Here is an 18,338-nt window from a genome sequence, read left to right as displayed (position 1 = left end):
TCCAGAGGGGATGAACCAGAGGGACGAAGGGATCGGGCTCGGAGGGTGGCGGGGTCGGCCCTGGGGGAAGGTCAGCCCGCGAACCAGCGCACGGGCTTCGGCGCGAGGTTCTGGTAGACGTGCTTGGTCTCGCGGTACTCGGCGAGGCCGGCCGGGCCGAGCTCGCGGCCCACTCCGCTCTTGCCGAAACCGCCCCATTCCGCCTGCGGCAGGTAGGGGTGGAAGTCGTTGATCCAGATCGTGCCGTGCCGCAGCCGGCCGGCCACGCGCCGGGCGCGGCCCGCGTCGGTGGTCCAGACGCCGCCCGCGAGGCCGTACTCGGTGTCGTTGGCGAGGGCGACGGCCTCGTCCTCGGTACGGAAGGTCTCGACGGTGAGGACCGGCCCGAAGACCTCCTCCCGTACGACGCGCATCTCGCGGTGGCAGTGGTCGAGGACGGTGGGCTCGTAGAAGTAGCCGTTCTCCGGGCGCTGCGGGGAGGGCGCCGGGCGCTTGCCGCCGGAGCGCAGCACCGCGCCCTCCTTGAGGGCGGATTCGACGTACATCTCGACCTTGGCGCGCTGCTGCTCGGAGACCAGCGGGCCGCACTCGACCCCGTCCTCGGTGCCCCGGCCGAGGCGGATCTTCTCGGCGCGCCGGGCGAGTTCGGCGACGAAACGGTCCCGCACGGACTCCTCGATGATGAGGCGGGCGCCGGCCGAGCAGACCTGGCCGCTGTGGATGAAGGCGGCGTTGAGGGCCTGGTCGACGGCGGTGTCGAAGCCCTCGTCGGTGGCGCAGGCGTCGGCGAAGACGACGTTGGGGTTCTTGCCGCCGAGTTCGAGGGCGACCTTCTTCACGGTCGGCGCGGCGGCCTGGGCCACCTTGGTGCCGCTGATCAGGCCGCCGGTGAAGGAGACCAGGTCGACGTCGGGGTGCTCGGAGAGGCGGGCGCCGACCGAATGACCCGGCCCGGTGACGATGTTGGCGACCCCGGCGGGCAGTCCGGCCTCGACGAGCAGCTCGATCAGCGCGATGGTCGTCACCGGGGTGATCTCGCTGGGCTTGATGACGAAGGTGTTCCCTGCGGCGAGGGCCGGGGCGATCTTCCAGCTGGCCTGGAGCAGGGGGTAGTTCCAGGGCGTGATCATCGAGCAGACGCCGATGGGCTCGTGCACGACGACGCTGTGGATGTCGGACGAGCCGGCGTCCACAACCCGGCCCGGGCTCTCGGCCGCGACCAGGTCGGCGAAGTACCGGAAGGCGTCGGCGACGCAGTCGATGTCGACGCGCCCTTCCTCGACGGTCTTGCCGGCGTCACGGCTCTCCAGCAGCCCGAGCTGCTCGCGGTCGCGCACGAGCAGGTCGGCGACGCGGCGCAGCAGCGCGGCCCGCTCCCCGGCGGGCGTCCGCGGCCACTCCCCCTCGTCGAAGGCGCGCCGGGCGGCGGCGATCGCCAGATCGGTGTCCTTCTCGTCGCCCTCCGCGACCACGGCGAACGGCAGGGCGTCCGCGGGGTCGAGGATCTCGCGCGTGGCGCCGGAGACGGCCGCACGCCATTCCCCTCCCGCGTGGATGGTGCTTCGCGCCTGCAGTTCGTTGCTTTCCGCCATGATCGCTTTCGCCTTCCGTTCCTGATCAGCGCCCCTGTGTCACACATGTGTCACTAAGAGACCGAGTGCGCCTGCCCCTCTCCCCCGGATGCATGCGCGATCCGTGGTCGAAAGTGCGCTGTGTCACTGGAGATGCGGGCAATCAGGGGCAAAGCGGGCGCAGATCAGGAGCGGAGACGTCAGAGAGTGTGCGGCCGGAAGCCCTCCGGCGGGTCCTCGCCCACGCGTCCGTCGATCGCCTCGCGTATGAGGTCGGCGTGGCCGACATGGCGGGCGTACTCCTCGATGAGGTCGACGAGCAGGCGCCGCACGCTCGGGGACCGGCCGTCGCGGGTGGTGTACGCGGCGAGCCGGCCGGCGTCCCCACCGGCCAGTGCCTCGCGCAGGTTCACCCGGGACCGGGCCACCGTCCGCGCCCACAGGGCGTACAGCTGCTCGGGGGTGTCCCCGGCGGCCGGGCTCCACTCCTGGTCCGGCTCGGTCTCCCGGTCCGCCGTGTCCCACGGCGGCGCGGGCTTGTTGCCCAGCAGTCGCACGGACAGGTATGCGTCCTCGACGTGGGCAAGGTGCTTGAGCAGGCCGCCCAGCGTGAGAGCCGAGGCGGCCACCCGCGTGCTCAGGCCGACCGCGTCCAGCCCCTCGCACTTCCAGGCGAACGTCCTGCGCTGGCGCTCCAGCGAGCCGACGAGCGTGTCCGTCTCGTCCCCCGCGACGGGCGGCTCGATCAGTACCTCTTCCCCATCCTGAGTCATGCGGCGAAGACTACGACCCGGGTCTGACAACGCCACGCCGCAGCTGCTACGACCCCGGCCACTCGGCGAGGATCTCCCGCACCGCCCCCCGGAGCCAGTCGTGCGCGGGGTCGGCGTCGTGGCGCGGGTGCCAGGCCAGTCCGATCCGGACCGGTGGGAGCCGCAGGGGGACGTCGAAGGTGACCAGGCCCAGGGCCCGCGCCAGCGGCACGCTCCAGGCGTTGATCAGACCCGCCAGGTCGGTGGCCCGCAGGACGAAGAGGGAGGCGGGGAAGGTACCCACCGACCCCACCACCCGCCGGGCCAGGCCGAGTCCGGCGAGCGCTTCGTCCACCGGCCCGTGCAGCTTCCCCCGCCGGGAGACGGTCAGGTGATCGGCCTCCGAGGCGAACCGCTCGGGCGTCAACTCGCCCTCCAGCAGCGGATGCCCGGCCCGTACGACCCCCACCATCCGGTCCTCGTGCAGCGACTCCACCCGCACCTCCGGCGCCACCGTGTCGATCACCCCGACCTCCAGATCGGCCGTGCCTTCGCGCAGGAACGGCCCGTCCACATGGCTCTCGGTGAGGAAGCGGAGGCGGATCCCGGGGGCGTCGCGAGCCGCCCGGGTGAAGAGGTCCGGACCGCAGGCGGCGGCGACGGCGTCGTGGCAGAGGACGGTGAACGTCCGGGTCACCGTCCTCAGGTCGGTGTCGGCGGGCGCGAACAGCGCCCGGGCCCGCTCCACCACCGCGCTCACCTCGGCCCGGACGGCCAGCGCACGCGGCGTCGGCACCATCCGCCGCCCGGCCCGCACCAGCACCGGGTCACCGAGCGCCTTGCGGATCCGGCCCAGGGTGCGGCTCATCGCGGGCTCGGACAGATGCAGCCGCCGTGCCGCACCGCCGACGCTCTGCTCCTCCAGCAGCACGTCCAGGGCGACCAGCAGATTCAGGTCCAGGCCGCTTGATTGCGTCACACACATCGATCCCTTGCAAAGGTTGCACTGGAGTACGGGTACGGCCCGAGCCTACGGTGACGAGGCGATCCCCCATCCACCGAGCTCCCGGGAGGAGCCTTGCCCCCGCACGCCCTGAAACGGCGGACCCTGCTCGCCCTGTGCGCCTGCGTCCTGGTCGCCCAGAGCATGGTCGCCGCCATCAACCTGCTGATCCCGCAGCTGAGTTCGTCGTCCCTGCGCCCCTCGTCCAGCGAGATCCTGTGGACGGTCGACGCGTACGTCATCGTCTTCGCCGGGCTCCTCATCCCGGCCGGCGCCCTCGGCGACCGGTACGGGCGCAAAGGCGCCCTGCTCACCGGACTCGCCCTGTTCGCGGCGGGCGCCGGCCTCAGCGCCCTCGCCCGGGACCCGGCGCTGCTCATCGCCGGGCGCGGTGTCTCGGGAGCCGGGGCCGCGCTGATCACACCGGCGACGATGTCGATCCTGCTGCACCTCGCCGGCCCGCCCGGGCGCGCCCGGGCCATGGCCTCCTGGACGCTGGCGATCGGCCTCGGCGGGCTCGTCGGCAATCTCGGCGGCGGGCTGGCCGGCCAGTTCCTGTCCTGGCGCGCCCTGTTCGCCGCCATGGTCCCGCTGGCCGCACTGCTCGCCCTCGCGGTGGCCGTCACCACCCCGCGCACCGACCGCTCACCGCACAGCCACCTCGCCCCGGGCGGCACCCTGCTCCTCACCACCGGGCTGGTCGCCGTACTCTTCGGCATCATCGAGGGCCCGGAGTACGGCTGGAGCGCACCGCGGATCCTGCTCGCGTTCGCGGCGGGCGCCCTGCTGATCGCCCTGTTCACGGTCCAGTCCCTGCGCTCGCGCACCCCGCTGTTCGACCCGCGCGTCTTCGCGGCGCCCCGGCTGCGCGCGGCCACCCTCGGGATGGCGACCGGCTTCTTCGGCCTGTTCGCCCTCTTCTACCTCAACTCGCAGTACCTCCAGGGCGTCAAGGGCTACGGCCCCGCCCGCACCGGCGTCGCCATCGTCCCGCTCATCGTCGGCATGGCACTGGTGCCGAGGCTGGCGGCACGCTGGACCGCGCACCCCCGGCCGGTCATCGGCGGCGGCCTGGCCCTCATCGGCCTCGGCCTGCTCGGCGTGTCCACGGCCGGCGCGGGCACGCCCTACGCGGTGTACGCCTGCTGGCTCCTGGTCATCTCGGCGGGCACCGGGCTGTGCATGCCGACGCTGACCCTGGGCGTCGTCACGTCCCTGCCGCCCCACCAGGCGGGGCTCGGGTCCGGCCTCGGCACCGCCGCCCGGGAGATCGGCGCGGCGCTCGGCGTCGCCGTCACCGGGACGGTCCTGGCCTCCCGCGGCGACCTCCACGCGGGCATGGCCCCCGCCCTGCGCACGGTCGCCCTGCTGGTCCTGGCGGCCACGGCAGCGGTGGTCGCCGGGTACGGGGGCGCGCGGAAGGGCGCCGGAAAGCCCGCAGGCCCCGCACCGGACGGAACCGGTACGGGGCCTGCGCGCGAACGCGGAGAGGCTCCGGTCAGATGAGGCCGAGGCCGCGGACCGCCTCGCGCTCCTCCTCGAGCTCCTTGACGGAGGCGTCGATCCGGGCGCGGGAGAACTCGTTGATCTCCAGGCCCTGGACGATCTCGTACTTGCCGTCCTTGCAGGTGACCGGGAAGGAGGAGATCAGGCCCTCCGGGACGCCGTACGAACCGTCCGACGGAATACCCATCGAAACCCAGTCGCCGTCGGCGGTGCCGTTGACCCAGGAGTAGACGTGGTCGATCGCGGCGTTGGCGGCCGACGCGGCCGAGGACGCGCCGCGGGCCTCGATGATGGCGGCGCCGCGCTTGGCGACGGTCGGGATGAAGTCCTCGGCCAGCCACTTCTCGTCGTTCACGACCTCGGCGGCGTTCTTGCCGGCGACCGTGGCGTGGAAGATGTCCGGGTACTGGGTGGCGGAGTGGTTGCCCCAGATGGTGAGCCGCTTGATGTCGGCGACCGTGGAGCCGGTCTTCTTCGCGAGCTGGGTCAGGGCGCGGTTGTGGTCCAGACGGGTCATGGCCGTGAACCGCTCGGCGGGTACGTCGGGCGCGGCGGCCTGCGCGATGAGGGCGTTGGTGTTGGCCGGGTTGCCGACGACGAGGACCTTGACGTCGTCCGCGGCGTGGTCGTTGATGGCCTTGCCCTGCGGCTTGAAGATGCCGCCGTTGGCCTCCAGCAGGTCGCCGCGCTCCATGCCCTTGGTGCGGGGGCGGGCGCCGACGAGCAGGCCCACGTTCGTGCCGTCGAAGGCGACGTTCGGGTCGTCCGTGATGTCGATGCCCTGCAGGAGCGGGAACGCGCAGTCGTCCAGCTCCATGGCCGTGCCCTCGGCCGCCTTCAGGGCGGGCGTGATCTCCAGCAGGCGCAGCTTCACCGGCACGTCCGCGCCGAGCAGCTGACCGGAGGCGATGCGGAAGAGCAGGGCGTAACCGATCTGGCCGGCCGCGCCGGTGACGGTGACGTTCACGGGAGTGCGGGTCATGGCGTTCTCCGTATGACAGCTGGCGGTGGGGCGTCCCTGCCCCGGACGTTTGATCGATCTCTTGGCGTCAAGAGATCCATCCAGCGGTCAGGCTATCGCGCATCCGGGATCCCGGACGGCCGGGTCGGTGTGGCCCACCCCACAACCGACCGACACCCGTACAAAAAGGCGGCCGCCTGTCCGGGAGAGGAGGACGAAGGCGGCCGCCGGGGGGGGAACCGACCAAGCCGGACTCCCGTGGGGGTACGGTTCGCGTGCCCCCGATTCCCCCGGCCATGCCACCCTCTTCGAAATTCATCCCCGCCCGGCCCTGCCACCGACGCCGGCGGCCGCCGGCCGTACGCTGCGACCAGGCACGATGAACCCCACCCGGGCGCGAAACGCCCCGCGTTTCACCGGGCACCGACGGGCCCTCGGACCTGCGGCCGTAGATCAGGCACCCCACCGGGCCCAGGCACCCGCCGCGCGCCAGGCACTACCCGGTCCCACCCCCGGCTGGAAGCCACGCCCCCCAGGGACGGGGCGGCCCGCCGCGTGCAGAGCACCCCGATCCAGGCCCGCGGCCGCAAGCTCGGCGCCGCGCCCGCCGGGACAGCCCTGGCCGGGCGCTCGGGCCAAGTGCTGGATTCCACCCGATCGCGAGGCACTCGCCGGGTGCCGGGCACTCGTCGGGCCCGGGCACGCGCCGAGTGCCGGGCACTCGCCGGCCCTGAGGTTTCGGCCTGCAAGCCAGTCAACCGCCGAGCCCAGGGCAGCAGCCCACCGCGCCCAGAGCACCACCGAATCCAATCCCCGGCCAGAAGCCACATGCCCCGCCAAGGAGAGGCCTCAGCCCGCACACCACGCACTCGCCAGGGACAAGACACCCCTCCCCGGCCCCAGACACCACCCGACCCCAGCCAGAAGCCACACACCCCGCCGAACAGAAGCCCCGGCCCGCACACCAGGCGCCCGCCAGAGACAAGACACCCGGCCCCGTTCCAGGCGCCCGCCCGACCCCAGCCCCCGGCCGGACCACCTCAGCCCCCGGCCGGATCACCCAGACCCGATCGCCCCGGCCGCTCCCGAAGCCACTCCTCCCGCCAGATGCCAGCGGTCGCCCCCTACTCCGTGCAGCCCTGGTCGCCGGAGGCCAGGATGGCGCAGGCCTTGGCGTCGGCGGCGTTCTTGACGGCGACCATCGGCGTGTACGCGATGGTGTCGCCCGTGGCGGTGATGCTCCCGGTCTGCTTCGCCTTGCCCGCGCTGACCTGGACCTCGTCGCCCTGGGCTGCCTGGGTGATCCGGCCCCAGGCCGCCTTGCAGGTCTCGCTGTAGCGGACCTCGACGACGGTCGTGCCGACGGTCGCGGTCTCGGCCGTGGTCACCAGGTCACCACTGCACCCCATGTTCTCCGCGTCCTTGCCCGTGCAGCCGTCGCCGCTGCACTTCACGCCGGGCGGCAGCTCCTGGTTCGTGCCGGCGGTCGGCGTAGGCGACTTGGTGCCGCCCTTGGCCTCGTCGTCGCCACCGCCACCGGTGAGGTAGAACGCGCCGGCGATCACCACGAGCACGCCCACGACACCCGCGAGGAAGGTCGCGGTCCGCCGCTTGCCGCCGGAGCCGGCAGAGCCACCGGAGCTGACAGAACTGCCACTGCCGCCGGCACCACCGGCGCCCCCTGGGACGGCGTCCCGCGGCGGTACGCCGTGCGAGCCCGCCCCGACGCTCGGCATCCGAGTGGTGCCGGGACCCGAAGCAGGCGTGGAGCCGGTCCCCGTGCCGGTGGGACGCCCGCGGCCCTGGGACGGGCCCTGGTACCCGGCCACTCCCCACGAGTTGACCCCGCTCCCGCCGCTGCCGGTGGAGTCCTGCACCTCGGGGGCCGTCGGCTGCGCCGGCACGGTCGGGGCGACGCCCGCCGGCCCCGCGATCCCCGGCGTCACCGTGGCGCTGCCGCTTCTGCGGGCCGTCCCGCCACCGCCCGCGGAGGACGTCTTGCCGTCACCCTTGGAACCGGCCGGGGGACTCCCGAAGTCCTGCCCGCCGAACTCACCGAGCGCGGCACGCGCCTGGGAGATCCGGATGGCCTCCATCGTCATGTCGTGCCGCATCTCCGAGCGGCTCCAGGCGCGCTCGGCGAGCTCCCACATGGTGGTCAGGTGCACCGGGTTGGTCCCGGTGACCTCGGCCAGCGCCACGATCGCGCCCTTGGGCGCGAGCAGCCGGCCGTTCAGATAACGCTCCCACGACGTCTTGCTGTAGCCCGTGCGGTCCGCCACCGACGCGATGCTCAGACCGCTGCGGTCCACGAGTCTGCGCAGCTGGCTGGTGAACTCCCTGATCTGTGGATCGAGCTCATCCGGCAAGGCTCTCCAACGAGGCATTGCGTCCCCCCTCTTCCCCCCGGTACGTGCTGTTCTGTCCCGCGCTGTTCGCCCCGCGCGTTGGCGGCCTTGGCCGAGTCCCCGTTCTGGCTACCCACAGGGATGCGCCCACCCAGGATCTCAGTTCCCAGACCGGGGGCGCACAGGAGCACAGCACCGGCGCGCGATACACCCTGGACCGTCCTGATTGTCCATGCCGAGCCCCTGGTTGCACCACTTCCTGCCGAATCTCCCGACAGACGTACCGGAACCGTCACTTCCGTGCCACAGCGCACTGACAGCCGTTGAACAGGCCGTTCGCCGTGCAGGAGGGTTGGCCGTGACGGCGGCCCGTCCTTCCTCGGGGGAGAGGACGGACCGCCGTTCGGTCACTCGCTGGTGACCGTGAAGTGCAGCGTGTCCTTCAGGAACGGGATCTGGAGCCAGGGATTCGGCTGCGCCATCATCGCCAGCAGGACGATCGCCAGGCCCATGATCCCGTAGGTGACGATGTCCGTGAACCGGGAGCGGACGGCGAGCATACCGACGTCCGGCAGCAGCCAGCGCATCACGCCACCGCCCAGCAGGGCGGTGCCGATCAGCAGCGTCCCGAGCCGGAACTGCCCGAACGCGGTCACGAGCAGCCCGGCCCCGACCAGTCCCAGCACGGCGAGGACGGGCCACTGCCGCGCCGGCGCGAACGCGTCCCCGGGCGCGGCCCGGCCACCGCCCTCGGGCCGCGCGGTGTCCTTGGTGAACAACGGAAACCGCCGGGTGACCCGCCGCGGCCGTCCCTCGGCATCGGGGGCACTGACGGGATCCCGCACGGTGAGATCGCCGTCCTCGTCGCGCACCACCGCATCGGCGTCACCGTCGACCCCACCAGGCGCGTCATACTCACCCTGCACGGCGTGCTCACCGTGCACGGCGTGCGCAGTCGTGACGGCCGGGGCGCTCTCCGTGTCCCCGGTCTCCGAGGCGCTGCCCGCGCTCCGTTCAGCCGACACTGCGCTCCGCCGCCTCGACCACGTTGACGAGCAGCTGGGCGCGGGTCATCGGGCCGACTCCGCCGGGGTTCGGGGAGATCCAGCCGGCGACCTCGGCCACGTCGGGGTGGACGTCGCCCACGATCTTGCCCTCGGCGCTGCGGGAGACGCCGACGTCGAGGACGGCCGCGCCCGGCTTGACGTCCTCGGCCCGGATCAGATGGGCGGAACCGGCCGCGGCGACGATGATGTCCGCGCGCTTGAGGTGCGCCGACAGGTCACGCGTGCCGGTGTGGCACTGGGTCACGGTCGCGTTCTCGCTGCGCCGGGTCAGCAGCAGCGGCATCGGCCGGCCGATGGTCACACCGCGGCCGACCACCACGACCTCCGCACCCTTGATCTCGACGCCGTACCGGCGGAGCAGGGTGAGGACGCCGTTGGGGGTGCAGGGCAGCGGAGCCGGCTCGTTCAGGACCAGGCGGCCGAGGTTCATCGGGTGCAGGCCGTCCGCGTCCTTGTCCGGGTCCATCAGTTCCAGGATGCGGTTCTCGTCGATGCCCCTGGGCAGCGGCAGTTGCACGATGTAACCCGTGCAGGCCGGGTCCTCGTTCAGCTCGCGGACGGCCGCCTCGATCTCCGCCTGCGTCGCCGTGGCCGGCAGCTCGCGCTGGATGGAGGCGATGCCGACCTGCGCACAGTCACGGTGCTTGCCGGCGACGTACTTCTGGCTGCCGGGGTCGTCCCCGACCAGGATCGTGCCGAGGCCGGGCGTGACGCCCTTCTCCTTCAGCGCCGCCACGCGGGCGGTCAGATCGGACTTGATCGCGGCTGCGGTGGCCTTGCCATCGAGAATCTGGGCGGTCATGGCCCCATCCTCGCGGATGACCCGCCCACGGTTCCAATCCGGCCGCAATACGGGCACCGCGGGGCTCCTCCTCCCGTATCCGCCCATGATCAGTGATGTTGCACTTGCACAACACATCGGGAATGCGGCTGGACAAGCCCGTCAGTGGTGAAGAACGATGACCTGACAAGTGCCGCGGGCAGCTCAACGGGGGGACGGTCGCTGTCTGAAGAACTCTCCTCCGTGCGGATGCCACGCGCGTCCCCGCACTCGGAACAACGGAGGAAAGTCCCCCATGAGCTACGGCGATCCGAACAACCCCTACGGCGCTCCCCAGGGGCAGCCGCAGCAGCCGCAGCAGGGCTACGGCTACCCGCAGCAGCAGGGGCAGGCGCCCGGTTACGGCTACCCGCAGGCCCCTCCGGTGTCCCCCTACGGCGGTCCCGCGGCGCCGACGACGATGCCGGGCTCGGTGGGCGCGGCCCGCGTGATGATGTGGGTCATCGTCGGCCTCCAGGTCATAGGCGTGGCGTTCTTCGCCTTCGCCGCCGCGGCCCTCAACGCCGCGAAGGACGACGAATCCCTCAAGGACAACACCGCTTTCCAGGACCTGGTCGGCCAGTCGACCGGCGTGATCTGGGGTTACGTGGTGTTCGGCCTGGCCTGGCTGGTGTTCGCGGCCGTGCTGGCGACCAAGTTCAAGAACGGCGGCAACGGCGCCCGCGTCACCATCCTGGTCTTCGCCATCATCACCGCCGTCCTCGGCATCTACCCGTTCCTCCTCGTGGGCCTGGTGCACACCGTCCTGGCCATCCTGGTCGCGGTGTTCGTCGGCAACGCGGGCGGCAAGGCCTGGTTCAACCGCCCCCGTTACTGAACGGACCCCGGCGAGCGGACCAGTTCACGCCAATCACAACCAAGGGCCGTGTCTCACCCGTACGAGGGGGGCACGGCCCTGGTGCGTCGCCCTAGTCTGACGTCATAGCCGTCAGGCACGGGGAGAGCACACCTTGTACAGCATCATCGTGGTACCTCCGCCGACCACGGAGGACGAGCGAGACCTGAGCCAGATCCGACTCGCGCCCGGTGAACGCCTCACGTTCGGCCGGTCCGCGCCCGACAACGACCTCCGCATCACCCACGACGGAGTCTCCCGCCGGGCCGGTGAGATCACCGCGCAGGGCGCCTTCTGGATCCTCAGCAACCTCAGCCGCGAGCAGACCTACGTGGTGGAGAACCCGGAGGGCGCGGGCGAACACGTCAAGGTCGCGCCCGGGCGGCTGGACGCGCCGATCCCCTTCGAGTTCTCGCGGATCGTGCTGCCCGCCGCCGGCGACCTGCTGGCGCTCCAGGTGTGGGCGCCGCGCCACGACTACCTGAGCGGCACGGGCGGCCTCGACGGCGCCACGACCGCACCGGCCTTCTCCCTCGACCGCACCAAACGCTACTTCGCGGTCCTGGCCGCCCTGTGCGAACCGCGCCTGCGCGGCACCCCGCACGCCCCGCTGCCCACCGTCGACCAGGTCGCCGACCGCCTGCGCCCCACCTGGCCGGCCGCGTCCCGCACGTCGGTGCAGTGGAACATCGACTACCTCGCCGTGAAACTGCGCCTCAAGCCGGGCCCCGAGAGCGCGGACACCGGCCCGCGGCTCAACGGCAAGAAGGAGACCCTGGTCTCCCTGGCACTCCGCTTCGACCTGGTCCGCGAGGACGACCTGGCCGTCCTGCCCAGCCCGTCGTCGGGCCGGGTGACCCGGTGACCGAGCCCTACGCCGTCGCGGTGCCGAAGGGCTACCGGGTCGGTGTCTGGGAGGTGCGCGAGCCCCTCGCGACCGGCGCCTTCGGCAGTGTGTACGCGGCCCGGCGCATCGGGGAGAGCACGGAACTGCCCCGGACGGCAGCCCTGAAGTTCCTGCCCACGGGCACGGCCACGCCCCGCCGGCTGACTCATCTGCGCGAGCTGATCGAGCGGGAGGTCGAGCTGTACCGGCGGCTGAAGCAGCCGCGCCTGGTGCGGATGTACGAGACGCTGACGGTCGACGACCCGGACCGGCCGGAGCTGGACGGCGCCACCGTGCTCGTCCTGGAGCGGGCCGAGGGCTCCCTGTCCTCACTGCTCACCGCGACGCCCCGGCCCGAGGCCGGTCCCGCGCTGCTCGCGCAGATCTGCGAGGGCCTGGCCCAGCTGCACGGCGCCGGCTGGGTGCACGGCGACCTGAAGCCGGCCAACGTGCTGCTGATGGAGGACGGTTCGGCCCGGCTCGCCGACTTCAACATGGCCGCCGAGCTGGAGGGCACCCACGCCTACACCCCGGCGTTCTCCACCCCCGACTACACCCCGCCCGAGCTCCTGTGGACCGAGATCGGCGAACGGGGCCGCCGGATCCGCCCGTCCGCCGACGTATGGGCCTTCGGGGTCCTCGCGCACCTCGTCCTCACCGACTCCTTCCCGCTGCCCGGCGGGACTCCGACGGCCCGCCGCGACGCGGCCGCCGCCTACGCCCGCGGCACCGACGAGCTGCGGCTGTCGCCCGAACTGCCCGACGACTGGCGGCGGATCATCTCCGCCTGCCTCACCCGCACCCACCAGGACCGCGTCTCCGGCGAGACCCTGCTGGACCTCGTCCGGGCGGCCGCCGGCACCGGCCACCGCTCCTTCCGCCTGCCCCGCCTGCGCCCGGCCCGCCGCCGCTCCCGCCGCATCGCGGTCCTGGCGGCCGGTGCCGCCGTCGCCGCCCTGGGCTACGGCATCACCACCTGGACCGGTCCCGGCGACGACGGCGGGAGCAAGGCCGGCGAGACCCGCAAGGTGACGCCCGCCACCTACGGCGCCTCCGAACTGCGCACGGACAAGGGCGTCCCGGTCGCCTACCGGCGGCTCATCGTCGACTCGGCCCACGACTGCGTCCAGCCGGAGATCACCCCGGCGCTCATCGCCGCGATGCTGAAGGTGGAGAGCGACTTCGACCCCGATCTCTCCGACCCCGACGCGGGCGAGGAGGGAGAGTACGGCATCGCCCGCTGGACCCCGAGCATCCTGCGCTGGTGGATCCGCGCCGACGGCGTCCCCGCGAAGGAGACGCCCAGGCCGCCGCTCACCCCCTCCGAGTCCATCCCGGCCATGGCCCGCTACCTGTGCTTCGCCGAACCGCGCCTGGAGGCCGGGCTGAGCGGCGACCGACGGGTGCTGGTCGCCGCCGCGTACCGGACGTCGTACAAGAGCGTGAACAACGCGGGCGGCGTTCCCCCGAAGTACCGCGCCTACGCCGCCCGCGTCGCCCACTACCTCAAGGAGTACACGCCGGCCGCGAAGAAGTGACCCTCAGAGTTCAGAGGTACTCCCGGGGCGCCGGGCACGTCAGGCCGGCGGCCCTGCTCCGGTACCGTTTCCCGCATCGCTGCCAGGACCAAAGCCGGGGGATCCATGTCAGACGCCGCCTTCGCGCAGACCGGTTGCGTGCCGCTGCGGCCCACCGATCCGGTGCGGGTCGGACCGTACGTACCGCTGGGGCTGCTCGGCAGGGGTGGCATGGGCCGGGTCTATCTGGCGCGGCACGGGGACGGCGCGCCCGGGCTCGCGGCGGTGAAGGTCATCCGGCCCGAGTACGCCGAGGACGTGCCCTTCCGGCGGCGGTTCGAGCGGGAGGCGACCGTGCACGCGCGCGTGGGCGCGCCCTACACGCCCGAGTTGCTGGGCACGGGATTCGAGCCGGACAGCGAGCTGCTGTGGATGGCGACGGTGTACTTACCCGGTCTCAACCTTGCGGAGGCGGTGCGGGATTGCGGTGTCCTGCCACCGGACGACGCCTGGCGGCTGGTGGCCGACCTCGGGCGGGCGCTCGGCGCGCTGGCCGCGACCGGGATCGTGCACCGGGACTTCAAGCCCTCCAACGTTCTCCTGACCCGGCAGGGCGCACACGTCGTCGACTTCGGCATCGCCCAGGCCGTCGACGCCAGCGCGATCACCACGACCGGCAACCGCGTCGGCACGCCCGCCTTCATGTCCCCCGAGTACCTCAGGGACGGCCGCTGCGACACGGCCTCCGACGTGTTCTGCTTCGCGAGCACGGTCGTCCACGCGGTCACCGGACACGCCCCGTTCGGCGACGGCACTGGTGTGGACGTCCTGCACCGCATCGCCTCCGAGGAGCCGAACGCGGAGGTCATGTCCGAGGTGCGGACGGCCGACCCGGACCTGGCCGACCTCCTCACGGCGTGCCTCTCCAAGGAGCCGGCCCTGCGCCCCGGCCCCCAGGACCTGGTCGACACGGCCTCGGCACAGCCCCGGTCCGTCTCCTGGCAGGAGCCGCTGGGCAGCCGCATCCTGGCCCGGCAGCAGGCGTACGAGGCGCTGAAGGACAGTCCGTTACCCCCGCCGCGGGTGCAGCGAGCTGTGGGGCATCCGGCGGCCGCGGTGCCTGGGTTCGGGCTGCCCGGACCGGCGCCCGCCGCCGGCGTACCGGCGGCGGGGCAGGCGGGCTTCGGGCCGCCGGGAGCGGGGAGTACGCCGGTGGCGCCGACGGCGGCCGGAACTCCCGCCCGGCGGCGGCTGAAGCCGTACGCCGCCCTCGCCGCCCTGGTCACCGTGTGCGCCCTCGCCCTGACGGCCTTTCTGGCCACCCGTCCCTCCTCGGCCGGCGACACCGGCTCCGCCGCCCCCACGGCCGGTGCGTCCCGCGACGGTCACGACCGGACGTCCCGGCCGGGCTTCGACCGCCCGGATTCCGCCTCACCGTCCAGGCAGCTCCCGCAGAGCGGGGGGACGACGGGCACCTCGCCCAGCCCCTCGGGCGACGAGGCCGAGGCGGACACCCGTACCAGCGCCCCCGCTCCTTCGCCGGAGACGACGAAGCCCCGGCCCTCCGCCACGCAACCGCCGAAGACGCCGACCGCCCCGGCCGGGCCCCCGTGGCTCACCGACTGCACCTACTACTCCGGCACCGAACTCACGCGCCGCGGCGACAGCGGCCAGCGCGTCGTGCAGGTGCAGTGCATGCTGGCCAAGCGCGGCTACGACGTGGGCGGCGCGGGTGTGGACGGCCGGTTCGGCAAGGACACCGCCACGGCGGTACGCGGCTTCCAGCGCGGCAAGGGGCTGACCGCCGACGGCAAGGTGGGCCCCCGGACATGGGCGGCGCTGCGCTCCCCGACCTGAAAAAGGGAGCTGCCTCACGCGGCGGGGAATGTGAGGATGTCCGCACCGGGGCCCAGGCACCCGCCTGACATCACCTGGCTTCACCAACTCCCCTGACCCTGAGGAAGGTTCACGCATGAGACGCACCCGCGGTGCTCTGATCGTCGCCGCCGCCCTGACGCCGGCCCTCCTGTTCACCACCCCGGCCCTCGCGGCCGGACCGGCCCCGGCGACCCCCGCCGTGACCGCCACGACGGTGACGGACGGCACGCCGGTGGACGAGATGTCGGAGGACGATCTGCGGATCGCGATCCTGCGCATCATCGCCGACGAGGACAGCGGCCGCGGCGTCATCAGGGAGGCCAACGAGGCCCTCGACGGCACCGTGGAGGACATGCGGGAGTTCCTGAAGACGGGCTACCGCCTCGCCCAGGCCGAGGACGACCGCGTCGCCATCGCCCGCATCCTGGCCGACCCGGACTCCGGACGGGGCGTCAAGCGGGAAGCCGGCGAGGCACTCGACGCGAACACCCCGGAGGCCCTGCGCGCGTTCCTGGAGACCGGCTACCGCCTCGCCCAGGCCGAGGACGACCGCGTCGCCATCGCCCGCATCCTGGCCGACCCGACCATCAGCGACGCGCTCCGGGCCGCCGCCGAGGAGGCCATCGACGGCACTCCGGAGGAGCTGCGGTACTTCCTGGAGGTCGGGCGGTACGAGGTCGACGGCTGAGACACACGGAGGGGGCCGGCGGCGCCGCCGGCCCCCTTTCCCGCCGCTGTCAGTGGAAGAAGTGCCGCGTGCCGGTGAAGTACATCGTGATGCCGGCCTTCTGCGCGGCCTCGACGACCAGTTCGTCACGGACGGAACCGCCGGGCTGGACCACGGCCTTCACCCCGGCCTCGGTGAGGATCTCCAGGCCGTCCGGGAAGGGGAAGAACGCGTCGGACGCGGCGTACGCGCCCGCGGCGCGCTCGGCACCGGCCCGCTCGACGGCCAGCTTCGCGGAGTCCACCCGGTTGACCTGCCCCATGCCGACACCGACCGAGGCACCGTCCTTGGCGAGCAGGATCGCGTTGGACTTCACCGCGCGGCAGGCCTTCCAGGCGAAGGCGAGCTGCTGGAGCTCGTCGGCGTCCAGCGCCTCGCCGGTCGCCAGCGTCCAGTTGGCCGGGTCGTCGCCGTCGGCCTGGAGCCGGTCGGTCACCTGGAGCAGCGCGCCGCCGTCGATCGGCTTGACCTCGACCGGGGCGGAGGGCCCGTCGGGGCAGCGCAGCACGCGGATGTTCTTCTTCTTGGTGAGGGCCTCCAGGGCGCCGTCCTCGTAGTCCGGCGCGACGACGACCTCAGTGAAGATCTCCGCGACCTGCTCGGCCATCTCCTTGCTGACCGGGCGGTTGACCGCGATCACGCCGCCGAACGCCGACAGCGGGTCGCAGGCGTGCGCCTTGCGGTGCGCCTCGGCGACATCCGCGCCGATCGCGATGCCGCAGGGGTTGGCGTGCTTGATGATCGCGACGCAGGGCTCGGCGTGGTCGTACGCGGCACGGCGGGCGGCGTCCGTGTCCGTGTAGTTGTTGTACGACATCTCCTTGCCGTGCAGCTGCTCGGCCTGGGCGAGACCGCCGCCCTCCGGGGAGACGTAGAGCGCGGCCGGCTGGTGCGGGTTCTCGCCGTAGCGCAGGGTGTGCTCGCGCTCCCAGGTGGCGCCGAGGAAGTCGGGGAACTGCGACTCGTCGACGGGCGCGTAGGAGGAGGCGAACCAGGACGCGACGGCGACGTCGTAGGCGGCCGTGTGCTGGAAGGCCTCCGCGGCGAGCCGCTTGCGGGTGGCGAGGTCGAAGCCGCCGTTCTGGACGGCCTTGAGCACGTCGGTGTAGCGGGCCGGGCTGGTGACGACCGCGACCGAGGGGTGGTTCTTGGCGGCGGCGCGGACCATCGAGGGACCGCCGATGTCGATCTGCTCCACGCACTCGTCGGGCGAGGCGCCGGAGGCGACGGTCTCGCGGAACGGGTAGAGGTTGACGACGACGAGGTCGAACGGCTCGACCTCCAGCTCGGCGAGCTGCTCGCGGTGGCTGTCCAGGCGCAGGTCGGCGAGGATGCCGGCGTGCACGCGCGGGTGCAGCGTCTTGACGCGGCCGTCCAGGCACTCGGGGAAGCCGGTGAGCTCCTCGACCTTCGTGACGGGAACGCCGGCAGCGGCGATCTTCGCGGCGGTGGAGCCGGTGGAGACGAGCTCGACCCCGGCCTCGTGGAGTCCGCGCGCGAGGTCCTCGAGCCCGGTCTTGTCGTAGACGCTGACGAGCGCCCGGCGAAGGGGCCGCTTGTTGCTCTCGGCGGTCACTGGATAACTACCTTTCGTCCCTCAATGCGATAGCCGTTGCGGGCGAGCCGCCCCACGACCTCGACGAGCAGCCTTCGCTCGACTTCCTTGATGCGCTCGTGCAGAGCGCTCTCGTCGTCCTCGTCCCGGACCTCGACCACGCCCTGGGCGATGATCGGGCCGGTGTCGACGCCGTCGTCGACGAAGTGGACGGTGCAGCCGGTGACCTTGGCGCCGTACGCGAGCGCGTCCCGCACGCCGTGGGCCCCCGGGAAACTGGGCAGCAGGGCCGGGTGCGTGTTGACGAACCGCCCGCCGAACCGCGCGAGGAACTCCTTGCCGACGATCTTCATGAACCCGGCGGAGACGACGAGGTCGGGCTCGAAGGCGGCGACGGCCTCGGCGAGCGCGGCGTCCCACTCCTCGCGGCTGCCGTAGTCCCTGACCTTCCGCACGAAGGTCGGCAGCCCGGCGCGCTCGGCGCGGGCCAGCCCCTCGATGCCCTCGCGGTCGGCGCCGACGGCCACGATCTCGGCCCCGTACTCCTGCGCACCGGCGGCGTCGATCTCGTCGAGCAGCGCCTGAAGGTTGGTGCCGGATCCGGAGACCAGCACGACGAGGCGCTTGGCGCGCTGGGCCACGGGCTTGGCGGCCACGGTGGGGGCCTTTCTCGAAGGGAGCGTCTGTCCAGGTGGCCGGCCTTGGCGTTTGTACATTCATACGAATGCTTCGCGCCCCCGGATACGGGGAAGCCTACGAACCGGCCGACCGTCAGCAACGATACCGGCACACCGGGCAGCCCCCACGGGACGGGGGCTTGGCCGGAAGGTAGCGTCTGGGCGGAGCAGGTTCGGGAACGCCGTCCGGACGCGAGGCGTTCAAGAGGTGGCG

15 protein-coding genes are annotated in these 18,338 nt (G+C 72.6%); 6 read left to right on the top strand and 9 right to left on the bottom strand.

From position 1 onward, the window contains the following. Nucleotides 1-71: 71 nt before the first annotated feature. From ACH4G3_RS24685 to ACH4G3_RS24675, 3 genes are all read right to left on the bottom strand, one after another. On the bottom strand, nt 72-1,592 hold the full coding sequence (locus ACH4G3_RS24685) for an aldehyde dehydrogenase family protein (RefSeq protein WP_397626531.1): 1,521 nt from the start codon (nt 1,590-1,592) through the stop codon (nt 72-74). A 179-nt stretch (nt 1,593-1,771) separates the two neighbouring features. After that, nucleotides 1,772-2,344, bottom strand: a complete 573-nt coding sequence (locus ACH4G3_RS24680) for a DinB family protein (RefSeq protein WP_397626530.1) — start codon at nt 2,342-2,344, stop codon at nt 1,772-1,774. Between the two features lie 46 nt (nt 2,345-2,390). Further along, a complete protein-coding gene (locus ACH4G3_RS24675) occupies nt 2,391-3,308 on the bottom strand; it encodes a LysR family transcriptional regulator (protein ID WP_397626529.1) in 918 nt (305 codons plus the stop codon). Nucleotides 3,309-3,401: 93 nt separating this feature from the next. Here ACH4G3_RS24675 and ACH4G3_RS24670 point away from each other — a divergent pair, with 93 nt between their 5' ends. Then, nucleotides 3,402-4,832, top strand: coding sequence for an MFS transporter (locus tag ACH4G3_RS24670; protein WP_397626528.1), 1,431 nt, complete (start codon nt 3,402-3,404; stop codon nt 4,830-4,832). Here ACH4G3_RS24670 and ACH4G3_RS24665 read toward each other — a convergent pair. The 4 genes from ACH4G3_RS24665 to ACH4G3_RS24650 form a co-directional block, all read right to left on the bottom strand. Then, nucleotides 4,825-5,814, bottom strand: a complete 990-nt coding sequence (locus ACH4G3_RS24665) for a malate dehydrogenase (protein WP_020273344.1) — start codon at nt 5,812-5,814, stop codon at nt 4,825-4,827. The genes ACH4G3_RS24670 and ACH4G3_RS24665 overlap by 8 nt on opposite strands. A 1,103-nt stretch (nt 5,815-6,917) precedes the next feature. After that, a complete protein-coding gene (locus ACH4G3_RS24660) occupies nt 6,918-8,162 on the bottom strand; it encodes a helix-turn-helix domain-containing protein (RefSeq protein ID WP_397626527.1) in 1,245 nt (414 codons plus the stop codon). Nucleotides 8,163-8,548: 386 nt separating this feature from the next. Further along, nucleotides 8,549-9,016, bottom strand: coding sequence for a DUF3017 domain-containing protein (locus ACH4G3_RS24655; RefSeq protein ID WP_397626720.1), 468 nt, complete (start codon nt 9,014-9,016; stop codon nt 8,549-8,551). 139 nt (nt 9,017-9,155) lie between these two features. Next, nucleotides 9,156-10,010, bottom strand: a complete 855-nt coding sequence (locus ACH4G3_RS24650; RefSeq protein WP_397626526.1) for a bifunctional methylenetetrahydrofolate dehydrogenase/methenyltetrahydrofolate cyclohydrolase — start codon at nt 10,008-10,010, stop codon at nt 9,156-9,158. A gap of 274 nt (nt 10,011-10,284) precedes the next feature. On the opposite strand from ACH4G3_RS24650, the gene ACH4G3_RS24645 reads away from it, so the two are divergent. From ACH4G3_RS24645 to ACH4G3_RS24625, 5 genes are all read left to right on the top strand, one after another. After that, nucleotides 10,285-10,866: a hypothetical protein gene (locus tag ACH4G3_RS24645; RefSeq protein ID WP_397626525.1), complete on the top strand. Its 582-nt coding sequence runs from the start codon at nt 10,285-10,287 to the stop codon at nt 10,864-10,866. 133 nt (nt 10,867-10,999) lie between these two features. Then, on the top strand, nt 11,000-11,749 hold the full coding sequence (locus ACH4G3_RS24640; protein WP_397626524.1) for an FHA domain-containing protein: 750 nt from the start codon (nt 11,000-11,002) through the stop codon (nt 11,747-11,749). Next, nucleotides 11,746-13,308, top strand: a complete 1,563-nt coding sequence (locus ACH4G3_RS24635; protein ID WP_397626523.1) for a protein kinase domain-containing protein — start codon at nt 11,746-11,748, stop codon at nt 13,306-13,308. The genes ACH4G3_RS24640 and ACH4G3_RS24635 overlap by 4 nt, the downstream gene beginning before the upstream one ends. A gap of 105 nt (nt 13,309-13,413) precedes the next feature. Continuing rightward, entirely contained in the window at nt 13,414-15,144 is a 1,731-nt protein-coding gene (locus tag ACH4G3_RS24630; RefSeq protein ID WP_397626522.1) for a protein kinase domain-containing protein, read from the top strand. A 115-nt stretch (nt 15,145-15,259) separates the two neighbouring features. Then, a complete protein-coding gene (locus tag ACH4G3_RS24625; RefSeq protein WP_397626521.1) occupies nt 15,260-15,853 on the top strand; it encodes an ALF repeat-containing protein in 594 nt (197 codons plus the stop codon). Nucleotides 15,854-15,902: 49 nt separating this feature from the next. On the opposite strand, the gene purH is transcribed toward ACH4G3_RS24625, so the two are convergent. After that, the gene (gene purH, locus ACH4G3_RS24620) at nt 15,903-17,468 is read right to left on the bottom strand and encodes a bifunctional phosphoribosylaminoimidazolecarboxamide formyltransferase/IMP cyclohydrolase (RefSeq protein WP_397626520.1); all 1,566 of its coding nucleotides are present in this window, start codon (nt 17,466-17,468) and stop codon (nt 15,903-15,905) included. Next, nucleotides 17,465-18,103, bottom strand: coding sequence for a phosphoribosylglycinamide formyltransferase (gene purN, locus ACH4G3_RS24615; RefSeq protein WP_397626519.1), 639 nt, complete (start codon nt 18,101-18,103; stop codon nt 17,465-17,467). The genes purH and purN overlap by 4 nt, the downstream gene beginning before the upstream one ends. Nucleotides 18,104-18,338: the final 235 nt, after the last annotated feature.

Origin of the sequence: Streptomyces afghaniensis (assembly GCF_044327915.1) — a bacterium.
In the GTDB taxonomy this organism is placed as follows: domain Bacteria; phylum Actinomycetota; class Actinomycetes; order Streptomycetales; family Streptomycetaceae; genus Streptomyces; species Streptomyces afghaniensis.
Note: the sequence above shows the minus strand (reverse complement) of the source record. Positions and strands in the feature narration are given on the sequence as shown.

Bases quoted from the DNA above. Each gene is read 5' to 3' on its own strand.
- ACH4G3_RS24685 (WP_397626531.1), bottom strand. From the start codon at position 1,592: ATGGCGGAAAGCAACGAACTGCAGGCGCGAAGCACCATCCACGCGGGA.
- ACH4G3_RS24680 (WP_397626530.1), bottom strand. From the start codon at position 2,344: ATGACTCAGGATGGGGAAGAGGTACTGATCGAGCCGCCCGTCGCGGGG.
- ACH4G3_RS24675 (WP_397626529.1), bottom strand. From the start codon at position 3,308: ATGTGTGTGACGCAATCAAGCGGCCTGGACCTGAATCTGCTGGTCGCC.
- ACH4G3_RS24665 (WP_020273344.1), bottom strand. From the start codon at position 5,814: ATGACCCGCACTCCCGTGAACGTCACCGTCACCGGCGCGGCCGGCCAG.
- ACH4G3_RS24650 (WP_397626526.1), bottom strand. From the start codon at position 10,010: ATGACCGCCCAGATTCTCGATGGCAAGGCCACCGCAGCCGCGATCAAG.
- ACH4G3_RS24645 (WP_397626525.1), top strand. From the start codon at position 10,285: ATGAGCTACGGCGATCCGAACAACCCCTACGGCGCTCCCCAGGGGCAG.
- ACH4G3_RS24630 (WP_397626522.1), top strand. From the start codon at position 13,414: ATGTCAGACGCCGCCTTCGCGCAGACCGGTTGCGTGCCGCTGCGGCCC.
- ACH4G3_RS24625 (WP_397626521.1), top strand. From the start codon at position 15,260: ATGAGACGCACCCGCGGTGCTCTGATCGTCGCCGCCGCCCTGACGCCG.